General features: G+C 65.1%; 22 protein-coding genes. 16 read left to right on the top strand and 6 right to left on the bottom strand.

Annotation, left to right across the window (positions count from 1 at the left end; all coding sequences use genetic code 11):
• Positions 1 to 15: 15 nt before the first annotated feature.
• The 9 genes from infA (at position 16) to dsbD (ending at position 6,295) form a co-directional block, all read left to right on the top strand.
• Complete coding sequence (gene infA / locus AC1DP9_RS20440) at positions 16 to 234, top strand: translation initiation factor IF-1 (RefSeq protein WP_010812378.1); 219 nt, start codon at positions 16 to 18, stop codon at positions 232 to 234.
• Between the two features lie 32 nt (positions 235 to 266).
• Positions 267 to 383: a 50S ribosomal protein L36 gene (rpmJ, locus tag AC1DP9_RS20435; protein WP_008642959.1), complete on the top strand. Its 117-nt coding sequence runs from the start codon at positions 267 to 269 to the stop codon at positions 381 to 383.
• 19 nt (positions 384 to 402) lie between these two features.
• Complete coding sequence (gene rpsM / locus AC1DP9_RS20430) at positions 403 to 768, top strand: 30S ribosomal protein S13 (RefSeq protein WP_092299405.1); 366 nt, start codon at positions 403 to 405, stop codon at positions 766 to 768.
• A 24-nt stretch (positions 769 to 792) separates the two neighbouring features.
• On the top strand, positions 793 to 1,194 hold the full coding sequence (rpsK, locus tag AC1DP9_RS20425) for a 30S ribosomal protein S11 (RefSeq protein ID WP_008642963.1): 402 nt from the start codon (positions 793 to 795) through the stop codon (positions 1,192 to 1,194).
• Between the two features lie 291 nt (positions 1,195 to 1,485).
• The gene (rpsD, locus tag AC1DP9_RS20420; RefSeq protein WP_092299402.1) at positions 1,486 to 2,109 is read left to right on the top strand and encodes a 30S ribosomal protein S4; all 624 of its coding nucleotides are present in this window, start codon (positions 1,486 to 1,488) and stop codon (positions 2,107 to 2,109) included.
• Between the two features lie 175 nt (positions 2,110 to 2,284).
• On the top strand, positions 2,285 to 3,265 hold the full coding sequence (locus tag AC1DP9_RS20415; protein WP_092299399.1) for a DNA-directed RNA polymerase subunit alpha: 981 nt from the start codon (positions 2,285 to 2,287) through the stop codon (positions 3,263 to 3,265).
• A 150-nt stretch (positions 3,266 to 3,415) separates the two neighbouring features.
• A complete protein-coding gene (gene rplQ / locus AC1DP9_RS20410) occupies positions 3,416 to 3,811 on the top strand; it encodes a 50S ribosomal protein L17 (RefSeq protein WP_011299296.1) in 396 nt (131 codons plus the stop codon).
• A gap of 107 nt (positions 3,812 to 3,918) precedes the next feature.
• Entirely contained in the window at positions 3,919 to 4,314 is a 396-nt protein-coding gene (gene cutA, locus AC1DP9_RS20405; RefSeq protein WP_477108328.1) for a divalent-cation tolerance protein CutA, read from the top strand.
• A gap of 52 nt (positions 4,315 to 4,366) precedes the next feature.
• Entirely contained in the window at positions 4,367 to 6,295 is a 1,929-nt protein-coding gene (gene dsbD, locus AC1DP9_RS20400; protein WP_477108349.1) for a protein-disulfide reductase DsbD, read from the top strand.
• A 7-nt stretch (positions 6,296 to 6,302) separates the two neighbouring features.
• On the opposite strand, the gene AC1DP9_RS20395 is transcribed toward dsbD, so the two are convergent.
• The 3 genes from AC1DP9_RS20395 to yihA form a co-directional block, all read right to left on the bottom strand.
• Positions 6,303 to 7,634 (bottom strand): magnesium transporter CorA family protein, encoded by a 1,332-nt coding sequence (locus tag AC1DP9_RS20395; protein ID WP_477108327.1) that lies wholly within the window; start codon positions 7,632 to 7,634, stop codon positions 6,303 to 6,305.
• Between the two features lie 9 nt (positions 7,635 to 7,643).
• A complete protein-coding gene (hemB, locus tag AC1DP9_RS20390; RefSeq protein WP_477108326.1) occupies positions 7,644 to 8,636 on the bottom strand; it encodes a porphobilinogen synthase in 993 nt (330 codons plus the stop codon).
• Positions 8,637 to 8,917: 281 nt separating this feature from the next.
• Complete coding sequence (gene yihA, locus AC1DP9_RS20385) at positions 8,918 to 9,589, bottom strand: ribosome biogenesis GTP-binding protein YihA/YsxC (RefSeq protein WP_092299390.1); 672 nt, start codon at positions 9,587 to 9,589, stop codon at positions 8,918 to 8,920.
• A gap of 396 nt (positions 9,590 to 9,985) precedes the next feature.
• Here yihA and AC1DP9_RS20380 point away from each other — a divergent pair, with 396 nt between their 5' ends.
• The 6 genes from AC1DP9_RS20380 (at position 9,986) to msrQ (ending at position 16,851) form a co-directional block, all read left to right on the top strand.
• Positions 9,986 to 10,645 (top strand): c-type cytochrome, encoded by a 660-nt coding sequence (locus AC1DP9_RS20380; protein WP_092299387.1) that lies wholly within the window; start codon positions 9,986 to 9,988, stop codon positions 10,643 to 10,645.
• Between the two features lie 164 nt (positions 10,646 to 10,809).
• Entirely contained in the window at positions 10,810 to 13,026 is a 2,217-nt protein-coding gene (locus AC1DP9_RS20375) for a cytochrome c biogenesis protein ResB (RefSeq protein ID WP_477108325.1), read from the top strand.
• A 111-nt stretch (positions 13,027 to 13,137) separates the two neighbouring features.
• Positions 13,138 to 14,361, top strand: a complete 1,224-nt coding sequence (gene ccsB / locus AC1DP9_RS20370; RefSeq protein WP_092299380.1) for a c-type cytochrome biogenesis protein CcsB — start codon at positions 13,138 to 13,140, stop codon at positions 14,359 to 14,361.
• A 214-nt stretch (positions 14,362 to 14,575) separates the two neighbouring features.
• Positions 14,576 to 15,004 carry a COG4315 family predicted lipoprotein gene (locus AC1DP9_RS20365; RefSeq protein ID WP_092299503.1) on the top strand — a complete coding sequence of 143 codons (429 nt, stop codon included), beginning with the start codon at positions 14,576 to 14,578 and terminating at the stop codon, positions 15,002 to 15,004.
• Positions 15,005 to 15,145: 141 nt separating this feature from the next.
• The gene (gene msrP / locus AC1DP9_RS20360) at positions 15,146 to 16,156 is read left to right on the top strand and encodes a protein-methionine-sulfoxide reductase catalytic subunit MsrP (RefSeq protein ID WP_477108324.1); all 1,011 of its coding nucleotides are present in this window, start codon (positions 15,146 to 15,148) and stop codon (positions 16,154 to 16,156) included.
• A 14-nt stretch (positions 16,157 to 16,170) separates the two neighbouring features.
• A complete protein-coding gene (gene msrQ, locus AC1DP9_RS20355) occupies positions 16,171 to 16,851 on the top strand; it encodes a protein-methionine-sulfoxide reductase heme-binding subunit MsrQ (RefSeq protein WP_092299500.1) in 681 nt (226 codons plus the stop codon).
• Between the two features lie 45 nt (positions 16,852 to 16,896).
• Here the strand turns inward: msrQ and lysA are convergent, their stop codons facing one another.
• Positions 16,897 to 18,156, bottom strand: coding sequence for a diaminopimelate decarboxylase (gene lysA / locus AC1DP9_RS20350; protein ID WP_477108323.1), 1,260 nt, complete (start codon positions 18,154 to 18,156; stop codon positions 16,897 to 16,899).
• 31 nt (positions 18,157 to 18,187) lie between these two features.
• On the bottom strand, positions 18,188 to 18,445 hold the full coding sequence (gene lptM / locus AC1DP9_RS20345; RefSeq protein WP_092299371.1) for an LPS translocon maturation chaperone LptM: 258 nt from the start codon (positions 18,443 to 18,445) through the stop codon (positions 18,188 to 18,190).
• 168 nt (positions 18,446 to 18,613) lie between these two features.
• On the opposite strand from lptM, the gene cyaY reads away from it, so the two are divergent.
• Positions 18,614 to 18,949, top strand: a complete 336-nt coding sequence (cyaY, locus tag AC1DP9_RS20340; RefSeq protein ID WP_477108322.1) for an iron donor protein CyaY — start codon at positions 18,614 to 18,616, stop codon at positions 18,947 to 18,949.
• 90 nt (positions 18,950 to 19,039) lie between these two features.
• Here the strand turns inward: cyaY and AC1DP9_RS20335 are convergent, their stop codons facing one another.
• Positions 19,040 to 21,418 carry a penicillin-binding protein 1A gene (locus AC1DP9_RS20335; RefSeq protein ID WP_477108321.1) on the bottom strand — a complete coding sequence of 793 codons (2,379 nt, stop codon included), beginning with the start codon at positions 21,416 to 21,418 and terminating at the stop codon, positions 19,040 to 19,042.
• Positions 21,419 to 21,727 lie beyond the last annotated feature (309 nt).

Genomic DNA, 21,727 nt, shown 5'->3' with positions numbered 1-21,727 from the left:
GAACAGGCTCTAGGTATGGCAAAAGACGACGTCATCCAGATGCAAGGGGAGGTCCTGGAAAATCTCCCCAACGCGACGTTCCGCGTCAAGTTGGAGAACGGCCACGTAGTACTCGGGCATATCTCGGGCAAGATGCGAATGAACTACATCCGGATACTTCCGGGTGACAAGGTGACTGTCGAGCTGACCCCATATGATCTGTCACGCGCACGCATCGTCTTCCGGACGAAGTGAAGCGAACAGGAATTGAAGGAAAGAGGAAAATCATGAAAGTGCTGGCTTCTGTGAAGCGCATTTGCCGTAACTGCAAAATTATCAAGCGCAACGGTGTCGTGCGCGTGATCTGCTCGTCGGATCCCCGCCACAAGCAACGCCAAGGCTAATCGGAAAGAGGATTGACGAATGGCACGTATCGCAGGGGTTAACATCCCGAACCATAAGCATACCGAAATCGGCCTGACGGCTATTTACGGTGTTGGCCGCTCGCGCGCTCGCAAGATTTGCGAGGCCACCGGTGTTCCGTTTGACAAGAAGGTCAAGGACCTGACCGACGCCGACCTGGAAAAGCTTCGTGACGAAGTGGGCAAGGTCACGGTCGAGGGTGACCTGCGTCGTGAAACCACGATGAACATCAAGCGTCTGATGGACCTTGGTTGCTATCGTGGCGTCCGTCACCGCAGGGGCCTGCCGATGCGCGGCCAGCGTACCCGCACGAACGCCCGCACCCGCAAGGGTCCGCGTAAGGCCGGCGTGGCTCTGAAGAAGTAAAGCCGAAGGCATAGGAAGAAACTAATGGCAAAAGGTCCGAACAACGCCGCCCAGCGCGCGCGTAAGAAGGTCAAGAAGAACGTTGCCGACGGCATTGCGCACGTCCACGCTTCGTTCAACAACACCATCATCACGATCACCGACCGTCAGGGTAACGCCCTGTCGTGGGCGACCGCCGGTGGCCAGGGCTTCAAGGGTTCGCGCAAGTCGACCCCCTTCGCTGCCCAGGTTGCTGCCGAGAACGCCGGCCGCGTGGCGCAAGACCAGGGTATCAAGAACCTGGAAGTGCGCATCAAGGGCCCCGGTCCTGGCCGCGAATCGGCTGTCCGCGCACTGAACGCGCTGGGCATCAAGATCGCCGTGATTGAAGATGTGACGCCGGTGCCGCACAACGGCTGCCGTCCGCCGAAGCGCCGCCGTATCTAAGCGCCCGGTTGGTCCGGAGGCGAGCAGGGTTTCTCGCTCGTCCCCGAGATGTGGTAATATCGCGCGTTGACCTGCTGCAATTCATTGCGGCAGGTTTTCGTTTTGCGTTCACGCTTTGCAGGGTGCCAGGTAACCGGCGCACTCGGTGTGGGCGATCGTCATGCTTTTGCGTTGCCTCCGCGTGGCCCAGGCCGCTGCGGATGAAGAACCATAAGCCCACCGTCCGTCACATGCAGATGACGGACTCGCGGCGCGTCCGAATGGCGTCGCGATCGATCAAAGGAAGATAAAGTGGCACGTTATACCGGCCCGAAGGCCAAACTTTCCCGCCGCGAAGGCACAGATCTGTTCCTGAAGAGCGCCCGTCGCTCGCTGGCCGACAAGTGCAAGCTGGACAGCAAGCCTGGCCAACACGGCCGCACCTCGGGTGCCCGTACGTCCGACTACGGCAACCAGCTGCGTGAAAAGCAGAAGGTCAAGCGTATCTACGGCGTGCTCGAACGTCAGTTCCGCCGCTACTTCGCCGAAGCCGACCGCCGCAAGGGCAACACGGGTGAAAACCTGCTGCAACTGCTGGAATCGCGCCTGGACAACGTCGTGTACCGCATGGGCTTCGGCTCGACCCGCGCTGAAGCGCGTCAGCTCGTGTCGCACAAGGCGATCCTGGTGAACGGCATTGCCATGAACGTGCCGTCGGCCCAGATCAAGTCCGGCGACATCATTACCGTGCGCGAACAGTCGAAGAAGCAAGTGCGTATCGCTGAAGCACTGTCGCTGGCCGAGCAGTCGGGTTTCCCGACCTGGGTGGCCGTGGATTCGAAGAAGTTCGAAGGCACCTTCAAGCAAGCCCCGGATCGCACCGATATTTCGGGCGACATCAACGAAAGCCTGATCGTCGAATTGTATTCGCGTTAATCGCCGAACCGATCATCGGACGATTCAGCGCTTGCCCCTACCGCAAGGCTTCGCTTTCAGCCCGACGCGCCGTTTGGCGCGCCGGGCTTATTGCCCATCGTGCGATGGGATTTTCGGGTTCCAAACGTCAGCCTTATCGGTGTAACGAGCCGAGGGTATTGAAAAGGACAACCTAATGCAAACAGCACTCCTCAAGCCAAAAATCATCGCCGTCGAACCGCTTGGCGACCATCACGCCAAAGTCGTGATGGAGCCGTTCGAGCGCGGCTACGGCCATACGCTCGGTAACGCCCTGCGTCGCGTGCTGCTGTCGTCGATGGTCGGCTATGCCCCGACCGAAGTCACGATCGCTGGGGTGGTCCACGAGTATTCCACCATCGATGGCGTGCAAGAAGACGTCGTCAACCTGCTCCTCAACCTGAAGGGCGTGGTGTTCAAGCTGCACAACCGCGACGAAGTCACGGTGTCGCTGCGCAAGGATGGCGAAGGCGTTGTCACGGCTGCCGATATCGAGCTGCCGCACGACGTCGAGATCATCAACCCGGGTCACGTGATCGCCCATCTGTCTGCCGGCGGCAAGCTGGACATGCAGATCAAGGTCGAGCAAGGTCGCGGCTACGTGCCGGGCAACGTGCGCAAGTTCGGCGACGAGTCGGGCAAGGTCATCGGCCGCATCGTGCTGGACGCGTCGTTCTCGCCGGTCCGCCGCGTGTCGTACGCCGTGGAATCCGCTCGTGTGGAACAGCGTACCGACCTGGACAAGCTGGTGATGAACATCGAAACCGACGGCGTGATCTCGCCCGAGGAAGCGATTCGTCAGTCGGCCCGCATCCTGGTTGACCAGCTGTCGGTGTTCGCCGCGCTGGAAGGTACCGAGTCGGCCGCCGAGGCCGCCTCGAGCCGCACGCCGCAGATCGATCCGATCCTGCTGCGTCCGGTGGACGACCTCGAGCTGACGGTGCGTTCGGCCAACTGCCTGAAGGCCGAAAACATCTACTACATCGGCGATCTGATCCAGCGTACCGAGAACGAACTGCTCAAGACCCCGAACCTGGGTCGCAAGTCGCTGAACGAGATCAAGGAAGTCCTCGCCTCCCGTGGCCTGACGCTCGGCATGAAGCTCGAGAACTGGCCGCCCGCAGGTCTGGAGAAGTAATTGGCGGCGCGGGATTCCGGCAACGGGGTCCCGCCTGTCATCGCGCCAAGGGCATGTTGCCTGCGGCATTGAAGCACTACCGGCCCGCGCCCGTGCCTTTGCATTGGCGATAGAAGAGCTGGTCAAACACTGAAATCKAAAGGAATCATCATGCGTCACCGTCATGGTTTGCGGAAACTGAACCGCACCTCGTCGCACCGTCTCGCGATGCTGCGCAACATGTCCAACTCGCTGTTCCAGCACGAGCTGATCAAGACCACCCTGCCCAAGGCCAAGGAACTGCGCAAGGTTGTCGAGCCGCTCATCACGCTGGCCAAGAAGGACACCGTTGCCAACCGCCGTCTGGCTTTCGCCCGTCTGCGCGACCGCGACATGGTCACCAAGCTGTTCACCGAACTGGGCCCGCGCTACAACGCTCGTCCGGGCGGCTACACCCGTATCCTGAAGTTCGGCTTCCGTCAGGGCGACAACGCGCCGATGGCGCTGGTCGAACTGGTGGATCGTCCGGAAATCACCGAAGCCCCGGCTGAAGAAGCTGCGGAATAAGTGATAGCCGTGCCCGTCCTCGCTGACGGGCAATCGAGCACCGCTTTACAATTGAGCCAGGCTTTTGCCTGGCTCTTTTGTTTTTGGCGACGTTTTCCGAGAATGACATGACCGTTTCAGAATCCGCTCATATCCAGCCGGCCGGCGAGGCGGCAGAATCGGTGCTCGTGGCGATGACGAACCTGCCAGACGAGGCCTCGGCGGCGCGCCTGGCACGGGCAGTGCTGGAGGCCCGCGTGGCGGCCTGCGTGAACCGGCTCGCGCCGTGCCAGTCCGAGTACTGGTGGCAGGGCAAGCTGGAGCAGGCGCAGGAATGGCCGTTGCTGATCAAGACCACGCGCGCCCAGTATGCGGCCCTCGAGGCGGTGATCCGCGCCGAGCATCCTTATGATGTGCCGGAGCTCGTCGCGTGGCCGGTTGGAGCAGGATTTGCGCCGTATCTGGCGTGGGTGCGGGAGGAAGCCAGCGGCATGCCCACTGGCGACGCCAACGCGCCGCGCTAACACTTTGAAGAATCGGAAAAGCGACATGGGATCGACGGGAACGGGCATCGGCATGGGGTGGAACGCCGTTGCGGAATGGCAAATGCAGGGTCGGCGGGTGCGGCAAATCGTCGCAATGCTGCTGATGCTGTGCGCCTGCCTGATGCTCGGGCGCGTGGCCCATGCCGCGACCGAGGAGGATTTCCTGCCGCCCGAGAAGGCATTCCGGTTCGCGGCGAAGCAGGTGGACCCGCAGACCATCGAAGTCCGCTTCGATGTGGCCGATGGCTACTACATGTACCGCGAGCGGTTTGCGTTCGCCACCCAGCCGGCCACGATCAAGCTCGGGCCGCCGGTGTTGCCGCAGGGCCAGGTTCATTTCGACGAGACCTTCGGCAAGGACATGGAGACCTATCGCGGCAGCGTGGTGGTGCGCGTGCCTGTGGTCCAGGCCCCCGCCGATGGCCGCTGGTCGCTGGTCGTGACCTCGCAGGGCTGCGCGGACAAGGGGCTCTGCTATCCGCCGATGGAGAGCATTTACAAGGTGGGTGGGTCGGTGCTCGGCAACCTGTTCGGCGACCGTACGACACCCGCACCTTCCACGCAGGCGCCGGCAACGCCCGACCAGCCTGCTGCATCCGCTAAGGCGCCGCCGGTCACATCCGGGGCCGTCGCATTGCGGGATGACAACGATCGCATTGCCGGGGCGCTGGCAAGCCGCAATCTGGGCCTCATCGCCGCGCTGTTCTTCGGACTGGGGCTCCTGCTGACCTTCACGCCGTGCGTGTTGCCGATGGTGCCTATCCTGTCGTCGATCGTTGTGGGCGAGCATGTGACGCGCGGTCGGGCGCTGCTAGTCTCTCTGGCCTACGTGCTGGGGATGGCGGTGGTCTACACCGCCGTGGGCGTGGCGGCCGGCCTCGCCGGCGAAGGGCTTTCCGCCGCGCTGCAGAACCCGTGGGTGCTAGGCGCATTCGCCGCGCTGATGGTGGCGCTCGCGCTGTCGATGTTCGGCCTCTATGAATTGCAACTGCCCCAGCGCTGGCAGACACGGCTCACGGCATCCTCAAACCAGCGCCAGAGCGGCCAGATTTTCGGCGCGGCGGCCATGGGGGCGATTTCGGCACTGATCGTCGGCCCGTGCGTGACCGCGCCACTGGCCGGTGCGCTGGCCTATATCGCCCAGACTGGCGATGCGTTCACCGGCGGTGCGGCGCTGTTCGCAATGGCCATTGGCATGGGGGTGCCCCTCGTGCTGGTGGGCGTGGGTGCTGGCAACCTGCTGCCCCGTGCGGGCAAGTGGATGGAGGCTACCAAGCGCTTTTTCGGATTTCTGCTACTTGGCGTCGCGCTCTGGATGGTGACGCCCGTGGCGCCGGTGTGGGCCGTGATGGTTGCCTGGGCCGCGCTGCTAATCGTGGCGGCGGTCTATCTGGGAGCTTTCGATGCGCTTGGCCCCGACCCGCGCGGACTGATGCGGCTGGGCAAGGGCCTGGGCCTGCTGGCCGCGCTGGCGGGTGCGATCCAGCTGGTGGGGCTCGCCTCGGGCGGACGGGATCCGTTGCAGCCGCTGTCCCACCTCGGGGTGGTGACTTCGGGTACCGCACCGCAGGCGCGTGCGGATCACATTCGATTCGAGCGCGTCCGTTCGGTGGCAGAACTCGACGCCCGCGTGGCGCAGGCAGCCGCCAGTGGTCGGCCGGTGTTGCTCGACTTCTATGCCGACTGGTGCGTGAGTTGCAAGGAAATGGAGAAACTGACTTTTCCGGATGCGAAGGTGCGCGCCAGGCTTACCGACGTCGTTCTGTTGCAGGCGGACGTCACCGCCAACAATGCCGACGACCGCGCGCTGCTGAAGCGTTTCGGGCTATTCGGGCCCCCTGGGATCATCCTGTTCGGCCCTGATGGGCGCGAGCGCCCGGTCCGCGTGATCGGCTATCAGACGGCTACGCGCTTCCTGGACAGCCTCGAGCGCGCGCTCGGCCCCAAGACGCGTACCTGAACCAGCGTCAGCGGTCCAGCCAGCGGCCAATGGCCCAGATCGTGCCGATGGTGGCCACCACGCCGCCCATCAGGCCGATCGACCACCAGAACCCGTTCGCCTCCCGCAGCCACGGCATTCGATCGAAATTCATGCCGAAGACGCCGGTAATCAGGGTCAGCGGCATGAACAGCGCGGTGATGACGGTCAGCGTGCGCATGGTGCGATTGGTCCGATGGGCCACTGCCGAGAAGTGGATCTGCACTGCCGACTCGATCGAGTCCTCCAGTCGCCGGGCGTGGGCCAGTACGCGCAGGATGTGCTCCATCAGGTCTGCGATACGGACCAGCAGGACCTCATCGCGGCCCGCCACCACCGTGCCTTCGCCGCCGTCGCCGACGGCAGGATCGTTACTGCTGTAGCGATTGTCGAGCAGGCTGTCGCGGAATTCCTGGAGCGCATCGCGTTGCTCCTCGCTCAGGTGCTCGAGCCGCCGCAATTGGATTCGGGCGTCGAGCAGACCTTCCCAACTCGAGAAATTCTTCTGCGTGCTGAGCAGGGCGCGCTGCCAGCGGTCCAGTTGGCGAGTGAGTGGCGCGCGCAGGTCGAGGTAGCGGTCCACCATCGCATTGAGCAGCCGCAGCATCAGGTCCTCGGGGCGCGTGGGCGGCCGCACGCCGTGCACGAGCGATGTCTGCCCATTGGGGCGCGCGGAGGCGGGGCGGGGCGCGCCGCATAGCTCGAGCAGCCGCTGCCGGACCTGGTCGACGGTGCGGGAGGGCCCCGGGCGTACCGTTACCAGCACGCTGTCGAAGACGAAGAAGGTGACGGGCTGGGTGTCGATGCGGGCCAGCGCCGGCAGGAAGCCGGCCGGATACTTGCGCGCGGGCTTCTGCGGCGCGGCGGCGGGTGGCGCAGCAGGCGCCACTGGCACGGTTGCCGCAGGCGAGCCCGCCACGGCAGCCATCCCCGCCGCCGGCATAACCGAGGCTCCGGGCGTACTCACTGCTGCGCCCAATGCAACCCCGCCGGCGCCAGCGTGCGCAGCGTCGGCTTCCGCGAAGAGCCGGCTCGTTTCAAATGTGAGCTTGCGGAAGATCACCATGTCGTACGCATTGGTCGTGTCGAAGAACGACGGATGCGCGGGATTGATGGCGTCGACCAGATGCAGGTCGTGGATCGGCGAGCCGGTCAGGCCCGCCAGGCTGTCGCGCCACGCGGCCGGCGCCGGGCTCACCTCGTCGAAGAGGAAGTCGGCCCAGACAAAGCGCGCGGCGGCGTTGCCCGCCAGGAAGTCGCGGGCCTCGTCCAGCGTGGTCAGCGGATGGACCTGGCTGGCCGAGAAGCCAAGCAGTTGCATGCGTGGGGGTCAGGGGGCCAGCAGCCGCGCGGCGTCGCGCGCGAAATAGGTCAGGATGCCATCGGCGCCGGCCCGACGGAACGCCAGCAGCGACTCCATCATGACCTTGTCGTGGTCCAGCCAGCCGTTCTGCGCCGCCGCCTTGAGCATGGCGTACTCGCCGCTCACCTGATAGACGTAAGTCGGGAAGCGGAACTCGTCCTTCACGCGCCGCACGATGTCCAGGTAGGGCATGCCGGGCTTCACCATGACCATGTCGGCGCCCTCCAGGATGTCCTGGGCCACTTCGCGCAGCGCCTCGTCCGTGTTGGCGGGGTCCATCTGGTAGGTCATCTTGTTGCCCTTGCCCAGATTGGCCGCCGAGCCCACCGCGTCGCGGAACGGGCCGTAGAACGCCGACGCATACTTGGCCGAGTACGCCATGATGCGCGTGTGGATGTGCCCGGCGTCTTCCAGCGCCGCGCGCACGGCGCCGATGCGGCCATCCATCATGTCGGACGGCGCGACGATATCCACGCCGGCCTCAGCCTGCACGAGTGCCTGCTTGACCAGGATCTCGACCGTAATGTCGTTGATCACATACCCGTTGTCATCGAGCACGCCGTCCTGGCCGTGGCTGGTGTACGGGTCCAGCGCCACGTCGGTCAGCACGCCCAGTTCGGGGAAGCGGTCCTTCAGCGCGCGCACCGCACGCGGCACCAGGCCTTCGAGGCGCGTGGCCTCGATGCCATCAGGCGTCTTGATCGACGGATCGATCACAGGGAACAGCGCGATCACCGGAATGCCGAGCTTCACGCAGTCTTCGGCGATGGGCAGCAGCAAGTCCACCGACACGCGCTCCACGCCGGGCATCGACGCCACTTGCTGGCGCTGGTTCTGGCCTTCCAGGATGAAGACCGGGTAGATCAGGTTGTCGGGCGAGAGACGATTTTCACGCATCAGACGGCGCGAAAAGTCGTCGCGACGCATGCGGCGGGGGCGGTACTCGGGGAAAGTGGACATGTCGGGATCGAGGCAGATTTCTGAACGGAAGCGGGACGAATGCGGGGCGCGCGTCACCGCGAAACCCCGCGGCCAGCCATCTCGATCGCGCGCCGAAAGAAAAACTAAACTTTTGTGCCTGCCCGCTATCATACTCGCGGACACCTTGTGTTGCTTCGCGCAGCGCGGGTGTCCCCCGCTACTCCTCCCTGAGCGGGTACCCGCCCTGAACCGGTGGGAAAGTTCGTCCCCGTTGCTTGCAACGGGGCTTTTTTTTGCCGGTTCGATGGAGGCCCGCCGGCTCAGGCGGCGGGCGCCTCCGGGGCCACGGGCGGCTGGGCCTCGGGCAAGGACAACCATCCGGCCACTACGCGCTGGGCTTCCTCGATGCCGCGACGCTTGAGGCTCGAGAACAGCTGGGCGCTCATCGGCGGGGGATTGTCCATCTGGGTCGAGTACTCGGCCAGGATACGACGCGTCTCGCGCAGGGCGTTGGCGTTTTCATTGTTCGTGAGCTTGTCGGCCTTGGTCAGCAGCACATGGATCGGCCGCCGCGTGGGCAGGAACCACTCCACCATCTGGCAGTCGAGATCCGTGAAGGGGCGCCGCGCGTCCATCATCAGCACCAGGCCGGCCAGTTGCTGGCGCGTCTGGACGTAGTCGGACAGCAGGCCCTGCCAGTGGAACTTGGCCGAACCGGACACCTCGGCGTAGCCGTAGCCGGGCAGGTCGACGAGGAAGGCCTGCGGGTCCGGTACCTTCACCGGCGCCACCGAGAAATAGTTGATGTGCTGCGTGCGCCCGGGCGTGCGCGAGGAGAACGCGAGCCGCTTCTGGTTGCACAGGATGTTGATGGCCGTCGACTTGCCGGCGTTGGAGCGGCCGGCGAAGGCCACCTCGGGGACGGCCGTGGCGGGCAGGTCGCGGAGGTGGTTGACGGTAATAAAGAAGCGAGCCTGGTGTAGGAGCGACATGCGGGTGGTGCGTTGAAGCACGGTGAGGCGTTGAGGCGGACGAGCGCGCGCGCCGTGGGCGCGCGGGCGGAATGCTCGCGCCGCGGGAAGGGGAGCCGGGACGGCTGGTGCGCCGGTGCCACACGGGCAGGACCAAGACCTGAGCCAAGTCAATCCGGAAAGCGATTTATTGTACAATAACCCGGTTTACGGTCTCCTGAGCGGGTGACGTGTGGCATCCTTGCGGGTTGTAGTGCAGGGTGTCCTGTCCGGTCCGGGGCACCTTCGTGTATCCCGTTCCATCCTGATCGGATGCACGATGCTCAGGCCCTTGCAATAAGGCGCGTCCTCACCGCCAGCAGGGGCAGATCGGCATGCATTACGGTGTTCATAACAATTCTGACAAGGTGTGTGCGAATGAACCGCATTGCGAAACTTCTGGGAGTCATGGCGCTGGCTGTTCCGGCCGCCGCGATGACAGGGCTGGCATCTGCCGCAGAGCAGGCCGCCGCCAAGGCTGATCCCGCCAAGGGCGAAACGCTGTACACCCAGGGCGCGCCCGATCGCAATGTTCCCGCATGTCTCTCCTGCCACGGCGCCGCCGGCAATAGCGGCGCGGCCGCCAATCCCAAGCTGGCAGGCCAGCAGGCTGAGTACACCCACAAGCAACTCTCCGATTTCAAGGCCAAGACGCGTACTAACGCCATCATGACGCCGTATGCCTCCGCCCTGAGCGATCAGGAAATGAAGGACGTCGGTGCGTACCTGGCCAAGCAGCAGCTGAAGCCGGCCACGGCGAAGAACAAGGATACGATCGAGGCCGGGCAGAAGATCTACCGCGGCGGTATCGCGGCCAAGGGCGTGCCCGCGTGCGCGGCCTGCCATGGCCCGACCGGCGCCGGCATTCCGGCCCAGTACCCGCGCATCGGCGGCCAGTATTCTGAATACACCGAAGCGCAACTGGTGGCGTTCCGCCAGGGCACCCGTAAGAATAATTCGGTCATGAGCACGATCACAGCCAGGATGTCGGATGCCGAGATCAAGGCCGTGGCGGATTACGTCGCTGGCGTCCGTTAAAGTCGTACCGGCCCACGCGCCACGGCACCTCCAGCGGTGAACCGGACGCGCGGGCAACAATCGAAGAGGGTGGCCCTGCCTGCAAGCGGGACCACCCTTTTTTCATGTTTTTGCGACGTCAGCCGCATGCTGCACCGGCATTACCCAGAAACCTGTCACCGCCCATGTCCACCCCATCCACTTCAGGGCTGCACCTGAAGACCCCCCACCGCGTGCTGCGCGACGGCGTGGAACTGCTGTCCTCGATGCGCTTCGCCATCACGCTGCTGACGGTGATCGCCATCGCCAGCATCATCGGTACGGTGCTCAAGCAGAACGAGCCGTATCCAAACTACGTCAACCAGTTCGGGCCGTTCTGGGCGGACCTGTTCCACGCGCTGTCGCTCCAGAAGGTCTACAGTTCCTGGTGGTTCCTGCTGATCCTGGCGTTCCTCGTGATTTCCACGTCCCTGTGCATCACCCGCAACGGTCCGCGGATGATTGCCGACATGCGCTCGTGGAAAGACCATGTGCGCGAACGCAGCCTGCGCGCGTTCCACCATCGTGCCGAGTACGAGGCCCCGCGCGGCCGCGAGGAGGCGGTGGGCAGGCTGACCGCGCTGCTGCGCAACCGTGGCTACCGCGTGAAGCCGGTGGCGCACGAGGGGGCCACGCTGCTGGCGGCCAAGGCCGGGGCGGCGAACAAGCTCGGCTATATCCTGGCGCACACGTCCATCGTGGTGATCTGCATCGGCGGCCTGCTCGATGGCGACATGCTGATCCGCGCCCAGATGTGGTTCGGCGGCAAGAGCCCAATCGACGGCAACGCCATCATCAGCGAGATTCCGGCCAAGCACCGCCTGTCGGCCAGCAACCCCGGGTTCCGGGGTAATGCCTTCGTGCCCGAGGGCGCCACGGTGTCCACGGCCATCCTGAACATTGCCGATGGCGCGCTGGTCCAGGACTTGCCGTTCACGATCACGCTCAAGAAATTTTCGGTGGATTACTACACCACGGGCATGCCGAAGCTGTTCGCCTCGGATGTGGTGGTGACGGACCGCGCCACGGGCAAGCAGACCGAGGCAACGATCAAGGTCAATGAGCCGCTGATCGTCGATGGCGTGGCAATTTACCAGTCGAGCTTCGAGGATGGCGGCTCCAAGCTCAAGTTCGTGGGCTATCCGATGTCGGGCGCGGCGCACCGCACCTTCGCGCTGGCTGGCACGGTCGGCGGCAACGCCAAGCTGGCTGGCACCGGTACCGGGGCGGATCAGGAGGATTTGACCGTCGAATTCAGTGATTTTCGACTGATGAATATCGAGAACGTCACCGATGCCTCGGGCAAGCCCGACGCTCGGGGCGTGGCGCGCAAGTCGCTGAACCAGACGCTCGAGCAGCACCTGGGCGCGGCGGCCAGCACGGACAAGGAGAAGACGCTGCGCAACGTCGGCCCGTCGGTGCAATACAAGCTGCGCGACCGCACCGGCCAGGCGCGCGAATACAACAACTACATGGTGCCGGTGCAGCTGGAGGGCCAGTCGGTGTTCCTGGCCGGCATGCGGGAGTCGCCGAGCGAGGCGTTCCGCTACCTGCGCATTCCGGCCGACGACCAGAACGGCGTGGGCGACTGGATGCGCCTGCGCGCGGCGCTGCAGGACAGCGCGATGCGTGGCGAAGCCGCGCGCCGTTTTGCGGCCATCTCGATGCCCGGCGCCGATAAGGACACGCTGCGCAAGCAACTCGCCGAGAGCGCCCAGCGCGCGATGGACCTGTTCGCCGGCGCCACGCGCAGCGCGCCCGATGCGCCGCCGGGCGGCTTCACCGCCATCGCCGCGTTCCTCGAAAAGTCCGTGCCGCCCGCCGAGCAACAGAAGGCGGCCGATGTGCTGCTGAGGATTCTCAATGGCTCGATGTGGGAATTGTGGCAACTGTCGCGTGAGCGCGACGACCTGCCGGCCATCGCGAACGATGCGAAAAGCGGCGCTTTCCTGCAGCAGGCCATCAACACGCTGTCGGACAGTTTCTTCTACGGCGCGCCGGTTTTCCTGCAGCTCGATGACTTCCAGCAGATCAAGGCCAGCGTGTTCCAGATGACGCGTGCGCCGGGCAAAAACATCGTGTATCTTGGCTGTTTGCTGCTCGTTCTTGGCGTTTTTTCGATGTTCTACATCCGCGAGCGGCGCGTGTGGATCTGGATCAAGGACAGTGCCGCGCAGGGGCCGGACAATGCGGCGCAGCGGGCCGGCAGCCATGTGCTGATGGCCATGTCGACGCAGCGCCGGACGATGGATTTCGAGAAGGAGTTCACGGCACTGCGCGACGATATCGGACGCGCAGCCGGCGCGGGGCCATCGCCGGGGACGCACCCGTCGCACCCCTCAGCCGATTCGTCGGCACATTGATGCGCACCGATCACCGGGATTCACGGCATCAATGCCCGGTGATATGCGGGTGCGATCGATATAGTACATATGCATAACTCCCAAAAGCGCAGGAAATAGAGCAGGAATGTCATGTCGTCCAATGTCAACCACGCCAACCCGGGCCTGAACCCGTCGCGCGCCAACGCTTCCAATGCCGCCAACGCCTCGATGGCGGATGCATCGGAGGCCTACCTCGAACCCTCGTTCCTGCGCCGGCTGGGCTGGCTCGACTGGGCCTTCGCGCTGTTGCTGGTGGTGGGCGCCGGGTTTGCGCTCACGCGCTACGGCGCCTGGATGAATGTCTACGACAAGGCCGTGCTGGTGGCCGCCGTGCCCACCTTCGCGCTGCTGGGCTGGCACTGGAAGGCGGTGCGGCCGCTGATGGTCGGCATGGCCGTGCTGGCGCTGTTCGCGATCCAGCTCTACCAGGGCGACCTCGCTCGCGCCGAGCAGGCCTTCTTCCTCAAGTACTTCCTGTCGAGCCAGTCGGCCATCCTGTGGATGAGCGCGCTGGTCTACCTGTCCACGCTGTTCTACTGGGTTGGCTTCCTCGCGCGGTCCGATACCGGCTCGAGCATCGGCAGCAAGCTGCTGTGGGCGGCCGTGGTGCTCGGCTTCACGGGCCTGCTGGTGCGCTGGTACGAGTCGTACCTGATCGGCGCGGACATCGGCCATATTCCCATCTCGAACCTGTACGAAGTCTTCGTCCTGTTCACGCTGATCACCTCGCTGTTCTACCTCTATTACGAACGCCGCTACGCCACGCGCGCGATGGGGCCGTTCGTGCTGCTGGTGGTGTCGGCGGCGGTGGGTTTCCTGCTCTGGTACACGGTCACCCGCAACGCGCAGGAGATCCAGCCGCTGGTGCCGGCGCTGCAAAGCTGGTGGATGAAGATCCACGTACCGGCGAACTTCATCGGCTACGGCACGTTCGCGCTGGCGGCGATGGTGTCGGTGGCGTACCTGCTCAAGGAGCGCGGGATCCTGGCCGAACGGCTGCCGTCGCTGGAGCTGCTCGACGACGTCATGTACAAGGCCATCGCGGTCGGCTTCGCGTTCTTCACCATCGCCACCATCCTGGGCGCGCTCTGGGCCGCAGAGGCCTGGGGCGGGTACTGGAGCTGGGACCCGAAGGAAACCTGGGCGCTGATCGTCTGGCTCAACTACGCGGCGTGGCTGCACATGCGTCTGATGAAGGGCCTGCGCGGCACGATGGCGGCGTGGTGGGCGCTGGTCGGCCTGCTGGTCACGACGTTCGCGTTCCTGGGCGTCAACATGTTCCTGTCGGGGCTGCATAGCTACGGCGAACTCTGACGCTGAGGTCTCCCGCTTGATCGACGAAGGCCCGCTTTGCTCAAGCGGGCCTTTTTCTTTGTGGCTACCCGGTAGAAAGTGCTGCATTGGGCGTTTATTGGCGCCTGCACCACATTTTTTTAACTTTTCGGGAATAAACGGATCACATCAGGTGTTTACTGAGGAAGTACGGCGTCGACTGGCGGCGCCGCCCTGGAGAAAAGGAGACCCAATGATGACCACTCATCGTCACACCGCTGCATCGCTGCTGCGTCCCGCCCTGCTGGCCGTGGCTTCCGCGTCCGTCGTGCTGCTGGGCGCGTGTTCCAGCATGGGCATGGGCGGCGGCAACATGCCTCCGACCGTCAAGGTGACGAACGGCGCGCTGACCGATCCGCAGGGCCTGACGCTGTACACGTTCGACCGCGACCCGGCGAATGGCGGCAAGAGTGTCTGTAACGCCACTTGCGCGACCAACTGGCCGCCACTGCTGGCGGAACCGGGCACCAGCGGCACGGGCAGCTACACCATCATCACGCGTGACGACGGCACTCGCCAGTGGGCCTACAAGGGCATGCCGCTGTATCGCTTCGCCAAGGATGCCAAGGCTGGCGACCGCGCCGGCGACAACCTCAATAACGTCTGGCACGTTGCCAAGCCCTGACCGTCTGCGCATTGCTCCCCGGGCCACGTCCGGGGAGATGTCGGACGGCAAACGGCGGGGAAATAGTTGTCAGGTTTCCCCGCACCATCCGACCAAGCCCCATGTCCAACAGAACATGCGGCCATCAGGAACGCTCCCATCATGTTGATCCCTTCCCCCAAATGGCTTCGTGGTGACGAGATCGCCACGTCCGAAATCACCCCGCGCCATATTTTCGAGTCGCGCCGCCAGCTGCTCGCGATGGCCGCCGCCGGCGCCGCGGGCAGTGTGCTGACGCCGTGGTTCGCCCGTGAGGCGTTTGCACAGGGCAACCCGGGCAAGGGCCAGCGCCTGGCGGCCACGCCGAACAACACCTACGTGATCACCGAGAAGCGCACGCCTTACGAGGACGTGACCACGTATAACAATTTCTACGAGTTCGGCACGGACAAGTCGGACCCGGCCCGCAACGCCGGCACGCTGCGGCCCCGGCCGTGGCAGGTGTCGGTGGAAGGACTGGTCAAGCAGCCGAAGGTCTACGACATCGACGAACTCGTGAAGCTCGCCCCGCAGGAGGAGCGCGTCTACAGGTTGCGCTGCGTGGAGGGCTGGTCGATGGTGATTCCGTGGATCGGCTACCCGCTCGCCGAGCTGATCCGCCGCGTGGAACCGCTCCCCGGCGCGAAGTTCGTCCAGTTCATCACGCTGGCCGACAAGAAGCAGATGCCTGGCATCAGCAGTTCCGTGCTCGACTGGCCGTATAGCGAAGGGCTGCGCATGGATGAGGCGATGCACCCGCTGGCGTTGCTCACCTTCGGCCTGTATGGCGAGGTGCTGCCGAACCAGAACGGCGCGCCGGTGCGCATGGTGCTGCCGTGGAAATACGGCTTCAAGAGCGCCAAGTCGATCGTCAAGATCCGCTTCGTGGACAAGCAGCCGCCCACCAGCTGGAACCTGGCCGCCTCGAATGAATATGGCTTCTATTCGAATGTGAATCCAGACGTCGATCACCCGCGCTGGAGCCAGGCTACCGAGCGGCGCATCGGCGAAGAGAAGGGCGGCGGCGGGTTCTCCGCGCTGTTCGCGCCCAAGCGCAAGACGCTGCCGTTCAACGGCTACGGCGCGCAGGTGGCGTCGCTGTATCAGGGCATGGATCTGAAGAAGAACTTCTGATGGCGGAGCCGGACATGATCGCGAATCAAGCCACGGCGCCGCGTGCGTCGGCCGCCGCCGCGCCCGCCCCGCGCGCTGGCGGGTTGGCGACGCTGTCGCCGTCGGGCGTGCGCGCCGTCAAGGTACTGGTGTGGATCCTGGCGCTGCTGCCGTTCGCCCGATTGCTCTATCTCGGCGCCACGGCGCAGTTCGGCGCCAATCCGCTTGAATTCGTCACGCGATCCACCGGAACCTGGACGCTGGTCATGCTCTGCGTCACGCTGGCCATCACGCCGCTGCGCCGCTTCACCGGGTGGAACTGGCTGATCAAGCTGCGGCGCATGCTCGGGTTGTTTGCGTTCTTCTACGCCGTGCAGCACTTCCTGTTGTGGCTGGGCGTGGACCGCGGGTTCGACGTCGCGTACATGATCAAGGACATCGCAAAACGTCCATTTATCACGGTGGGGTTTGCTGCGTTCGTGCTGTTGGTGCCGTTGGCGGCTACGTCGACCAATGGCATGGTCAAGCGGCTGGGCGGCAAGCGGTGGCAGGCGCTGCACAAGGCGATCTATGCGATCGCCGTGCTCGGCATCCTGCATTTCTGGTGGCACAAGGCGGGCAAGAACGACTTCAGCGAAGTGTCGATCTACGCCGCCGTGGTGTTCGTGCTGCTGGGCCTGCGGATGTGGTGGTGGGCGCGCAAGCGCGCCGCGTAGCGAGGATGGCGCGCCCCCCGCCGTGGGGAGAGGGGCGCCGCCGGGTCAGCCCTTGAGCAGGTGCTCGCCCTTGAACAGGTCGGCCGGCAGTTCGCGCTCGCGCACCAGGTGCACGGTGTCGCCATCGACCATCACCTCGGCGGCGCGGCCGCGGGTGTTGTAGTTGGAACTCATCACGAAACCATAAGCGCCGGCGGACATCACCGCCAGCAGGTCGCCCGGCTGCACGGCCAGCGCGCGGTCGCGGCCGAGCCAGTCGCCCGATTCACACACCGGGCCCACTACGTCATAGGTCACGGGCGCGTCGGCGCGCGGCGCCACGGGCTCGATCCGGTGGTAGGCCTCGTACATCGCCGGGCGCGCCAGATCGTTCATCGCCGCATCGACGATGCAGAAGTTCTTGGCCGCGCCGGGCTTCAGGAATTCCACCTGCGTCAGCAGCGCGCCGGCGTTGCCTACCAGCGAGCGGCCCGGCTCGAACAGCACCTCGCGGTGGCCATGGCCACGTGCTGCTACGCGGTCCAGCAGGGTGGTGGCGAAGCCGGTGATGTCGGGCGGGGTTTCATCGGCATAGGTGATGCCCAGGCCGCCGCCAACGTCGATGTGGTCCAGACGGATACCTTCGCGCTCAAGCGCTTCCACCACGTCGAGCACCTTGTCGAGCGCCTCCAGATAGGGCGCCACTTCCGTGATCTGCGAGCCGATATGGCAGTCGATGCCGACCACTTCGAGGTGCGGCAGCGCGGCGGCGGCACGGTAGGTCGGCAGTACGTCCTCGAACGCCACGCCGAACTTGTTGCCCTTGAGACCGGTTGAGATATAGGGGTGCGTCTTGGCATCCACGTCCGGATTGATCCGCAGCGACACGCGCGCGCGCTTGCCCAGCCGGCCGGCCACGGCGTTCAGCCGGTCCAGTTCGGGGATCGATTCGACGTTGAAGCCGCGTACGTCGTGCGCCAGCGCCAGCGCCATGTCGGCCTCGCTCTTGGCCACGCCCGAGAACACCACCTTGCGCGGATCGCCGCCGGCGGCCAGCACGCGGAGCAGTTCGCCACCGGACACAATGTCGAAACCGGCGCCCAGCTGGGCGAACACCTGCAGCACGGCCAGGTTCGAATTCGCCTTCACGGCGAACTGCACATGCGCGTTGCGGCCCTTGCAGGCGGCGGCGTAGGCCTGGTAGGCCGTGGTCAGCGCGGCGCGCGAGTAGACGTAGGTCGGCGTGCCGAACTCGGCCGCGATACGGGCCAGCGACACTTGTTCGACGGCCAGGACGCCGTCGCGGCGGGTAAAGAAATCAGTCATGTTCTGCGTGCGGAGGGGCGAGGCGCCCAGGTTACTTCGTCGAATTCGTGTTCGTGGCCGGCTCGGCAGGAACCGGCGCGCTGGTGGCGGGTTCGCCCATCGGCCGTGCCGGTGCCACCGCGCCCGCCTGGCCCAGGCCCGGATCGGGCACCGTGGGCGGGGTCGGGGCGGGCGGTACCCGGGGCATGGTCAGCGGGCCGCGAACGCCGCATCCGGTCAGGGTCATCGCGAGTACGGCGGCAAACGCCGATACAATCGCACCACGACGCAGCTTCGGGGAGTCCTTCATTGTCTGAATGCCTTGGATGGCTTGGGGTGACTTTCTGGATGGCTGGCGAAACGGCCCGGAATGCGCAGGAATCCGCGGCAAGTCCCGACAATTTTCCATTTTTCCGCCAGCCGGATCGCGACCCGGGACGTCTGTCCGGGCGCGCTGCCGGCGGCCTTGGAGTGTAGCATGCCCCCCCTCACCGAAAGCGAGTTCCTGGTACTGGCCGGCAAGGCCCTGGACCGGCTGGAAGCCGACATCGAAACCGCCGCCGACGCGGCCGACGCTGATGTCGAGATCAACCGCACCGGCAATGTCATGGAGCTGGAATTCGAGGATGGCTCGAAGATCATCGTCAATAGCCAGGCGCCGATGCAGGAGCTGTGGGTGGCAGCGAAGGCCGGCGGTTTCCACTTCCGCCACGACGGCGCCAAGTGGATGGATACGCGCAGCGGCGCCGAACTGTACGCGGCGCTCTCCACCTATATGAGCCAGCAAGCGGGCGTCACGGTGACGCTCGGCTAAGGCAGCGCCGGCCCCAGCCAACAAAAAACCGGCCGAGTGGGCCGGTTTTTTGTTGGGGCGAAAATTACCGTCCGGATGCCGATCAGGCGTTCAAGCGCCGCCGAACATCTCCAGGATCTTGCGCTTCTCGGCTTCCGTATCCTGCGCCGGACGCGCGCTCTCGTCGGGTTTGCCGGGCCACGGATCGCCCAGTCCCACCGATGCCACGCCGGCACCCGCCGCGTTCTCCTCGAGCGTCCAGTCGCCGGCCACCATCACCACGCCTTCCGGCGCCTGCCGGTCCGGGCTCTCGGGCACGCCCTTGAGCGCCTTGCTCATATAGCTGACCCAGATCGGCAGCGCCAGGCCGCCACCGGTCTCGCGCACGCCCAGGCTCTTGGGCTGGTCGTAGCCCATCCACGCAATCGCCACGAGCTTCGGCGTGTAGCCGGCGAACCAGGCATCCACGGCATCGTTCGTGGTACCGGTCTTGCCGGCCAGGTCGTTGCGGCCCAGGCGCTGCTTGGCCGGGTTGGCCGTGCCGCTACGTACCACCTCGCGCAGCATGCTGTCGGCGATGAACGCGGTGCGCGCATCCAGCACGCGCACGGCGTCCTGGCCAGCCTTCTGCGGACGGGTCTCGGAGATCACGTTGCCGCGCGAATCCACCACGCGCTGGATGAGGTACGGATTGACGCGATAGCCGCCGTTGGCGAACACCGAGTAGGCGCCGGCCATCTGGAGCGGCGTCACCGCGCCGGAGCCCAGCGCCATCGGCAGGTAGGCCGGGTGCTTGTCGGCCTCGAAGCCGAACCGCGTGATGTAGTCCTGCGCGTACTGCGTGCCGATCGCGCGAAGAATTCGTACGGATACGAGGTTCTTCGACTTGGCCAGCGCGCGGCGCATCGTCATCGGGCCTTCGAACTTGCCGTCGTAGTTCTTCGGCTCCCAGACCTGGCCGCCGGTGTCGGGGCCGATCGTCAGCGGGGCGTCGTTGATCACCGTGGCGGGCGAGAAGCCCTTCTCCAGCGCGGCTGTGTAGATGAACGGCTTGAAGCTCGAGCCCGGCTGGCGCCACGCCTGCGTCACGTGGTTGAACTTGTTGCGGTTGAAGTCGAAGCCGCCGACCATCGCGCGGATCTCGCCATCTTCAGGATTCAACGAGACGAAGGCGGCCGCCACCTCAGGCAGCTGGGTGACGGACCACGTGTTGTCCTTGGCGTCCTGCGTGACGCGGATGATCGCGCCGGGGCGGATCTTGACCTTGGGCTGGGCATTGGCCGACAGCGACGGCGAGATGAAGCGCAGCGCCGCGCCCTCGATCGTCGCCACCTCGCCCGAGAGCAGCGTGGCGCGTACCTGCTTCGGCGTCACGCTGGTGACCACGGCCGAGCGCAGGTCGTCGCTGCCCGGGTGCTCCACCAGGGCGTCGTCGATGGCCTGCTCGCGTTCGGACAGATTCGACGGCAGGTCGACGAACGCCTCCGGGCCGCGATAGCCGTGCTTGCGCTCGTAGGTCATGATGCCGCCGCGCACCGCGTCGTACGCGGCGTCCTGGTCGGCCTTGTTCAGCGTCGTGTAGACGTTGAGGCCGCGTGTATAGGTCTCCTCGCGATATTGTGCGTACATGAGCTGGCGCACGATTTCCGCGACGTATTCGGCATGGGTGGAGAACTCGTTACCCTCGCCGCGCACCTTCAGCTCCTCGCGCACGGCCTGGTCGTACTGCGCCGGCGTGATGTAGCCGAGGTCGCGCATGCGCTGGAGGATGTATTCCTGGCGCACCTTGGCGCGGCGCGGGTTCACCACGGGGTTGTAGGCCGACGGCGCCTTCGGCAGGCCAGCCAGCATGGCGGCCTCGGCCGGCGTCACGTCCTTGATCGACTTGCCGAAGTAGACCCGCGCGGCGCTGGCGAAGCCGTAGGCGCGCTGCCCCAGGTAGATCTGGTTCATGTACAGCTCGAGGATCTGGTCCTTGGTCAGGTTCGCCTCGATCTTGTACGCCAGCAGCATCTCGTAGATCTTGCGCGTGTAGGTCTTCTCGCTCGAGAGGAAGAAGTTGCGCGCCACCTGCATGGTGATGGTGGAGGCGCCCTGCGACAGCCCGCCACGCAGGTTGGCCAGCCCGGCGCGCAGCACGCCCACGAAGTCGACGCCGCCGTGCTCGTAGAAACGGTCGTCCTCGATCGCGAGCACGGCCTTCTTCATGACGTCCGGGATCTCGGTGATCGGCACGAAGTTGCGGCGCTCCTCGCCGAACTCGCCGATCAGCACGTTGTCCGCCGTGTAGATCCGCAGCGGGATCTTCGGCCGGTAGTCGGTGATGGTGTCCAGCGATGGCAGGTTGGGCGCGGCCACGACCAGCGCGTAGCCCACCAGCAGCGCCACGGCGACCAGCCCGGCGACAAGCAGTCCAATCAGCCCGAACATGATCCGCGCCCAGAGCGGACGGCGGACGGGAAGGGACGGCTTCTGTTGTGCTGTGGCCATAAGGGTTTACCTAATCAGAGTGCCCGGATTATATCGTCGGGGATGGGGCGTCCCCGGTGCGCCGTGCCGCAAAAGGCGCTATCGCCCTGTTACAAGATGTAATCCTGTTGAGATCAGGTTGTCACGGCGCGCAGGTCTTCGGCGCAGGGCGGGTTGGCGGGTGTCGCGAAGGCGTGTTGGCCGGGAGACCGGATCGAGGGTGACCGATGCGGTGGCGCGACGCTCTGTAACGGGCTTGAGGTGGACCGTGGGATTTTGGCAACGCTTTCGTGCGGCCCGTCTGAAAAAGAAAGCGTGGTCAGATCGGCA

Source organism: Cupriavidus sp. 01L43 (genome assembly GCF_056399925.1).
The sequence above is the reverse complement of the archived record's forward strand: the minus strand, read 5'-3'. Positions and strand labels throughout refer to the sequence as shown.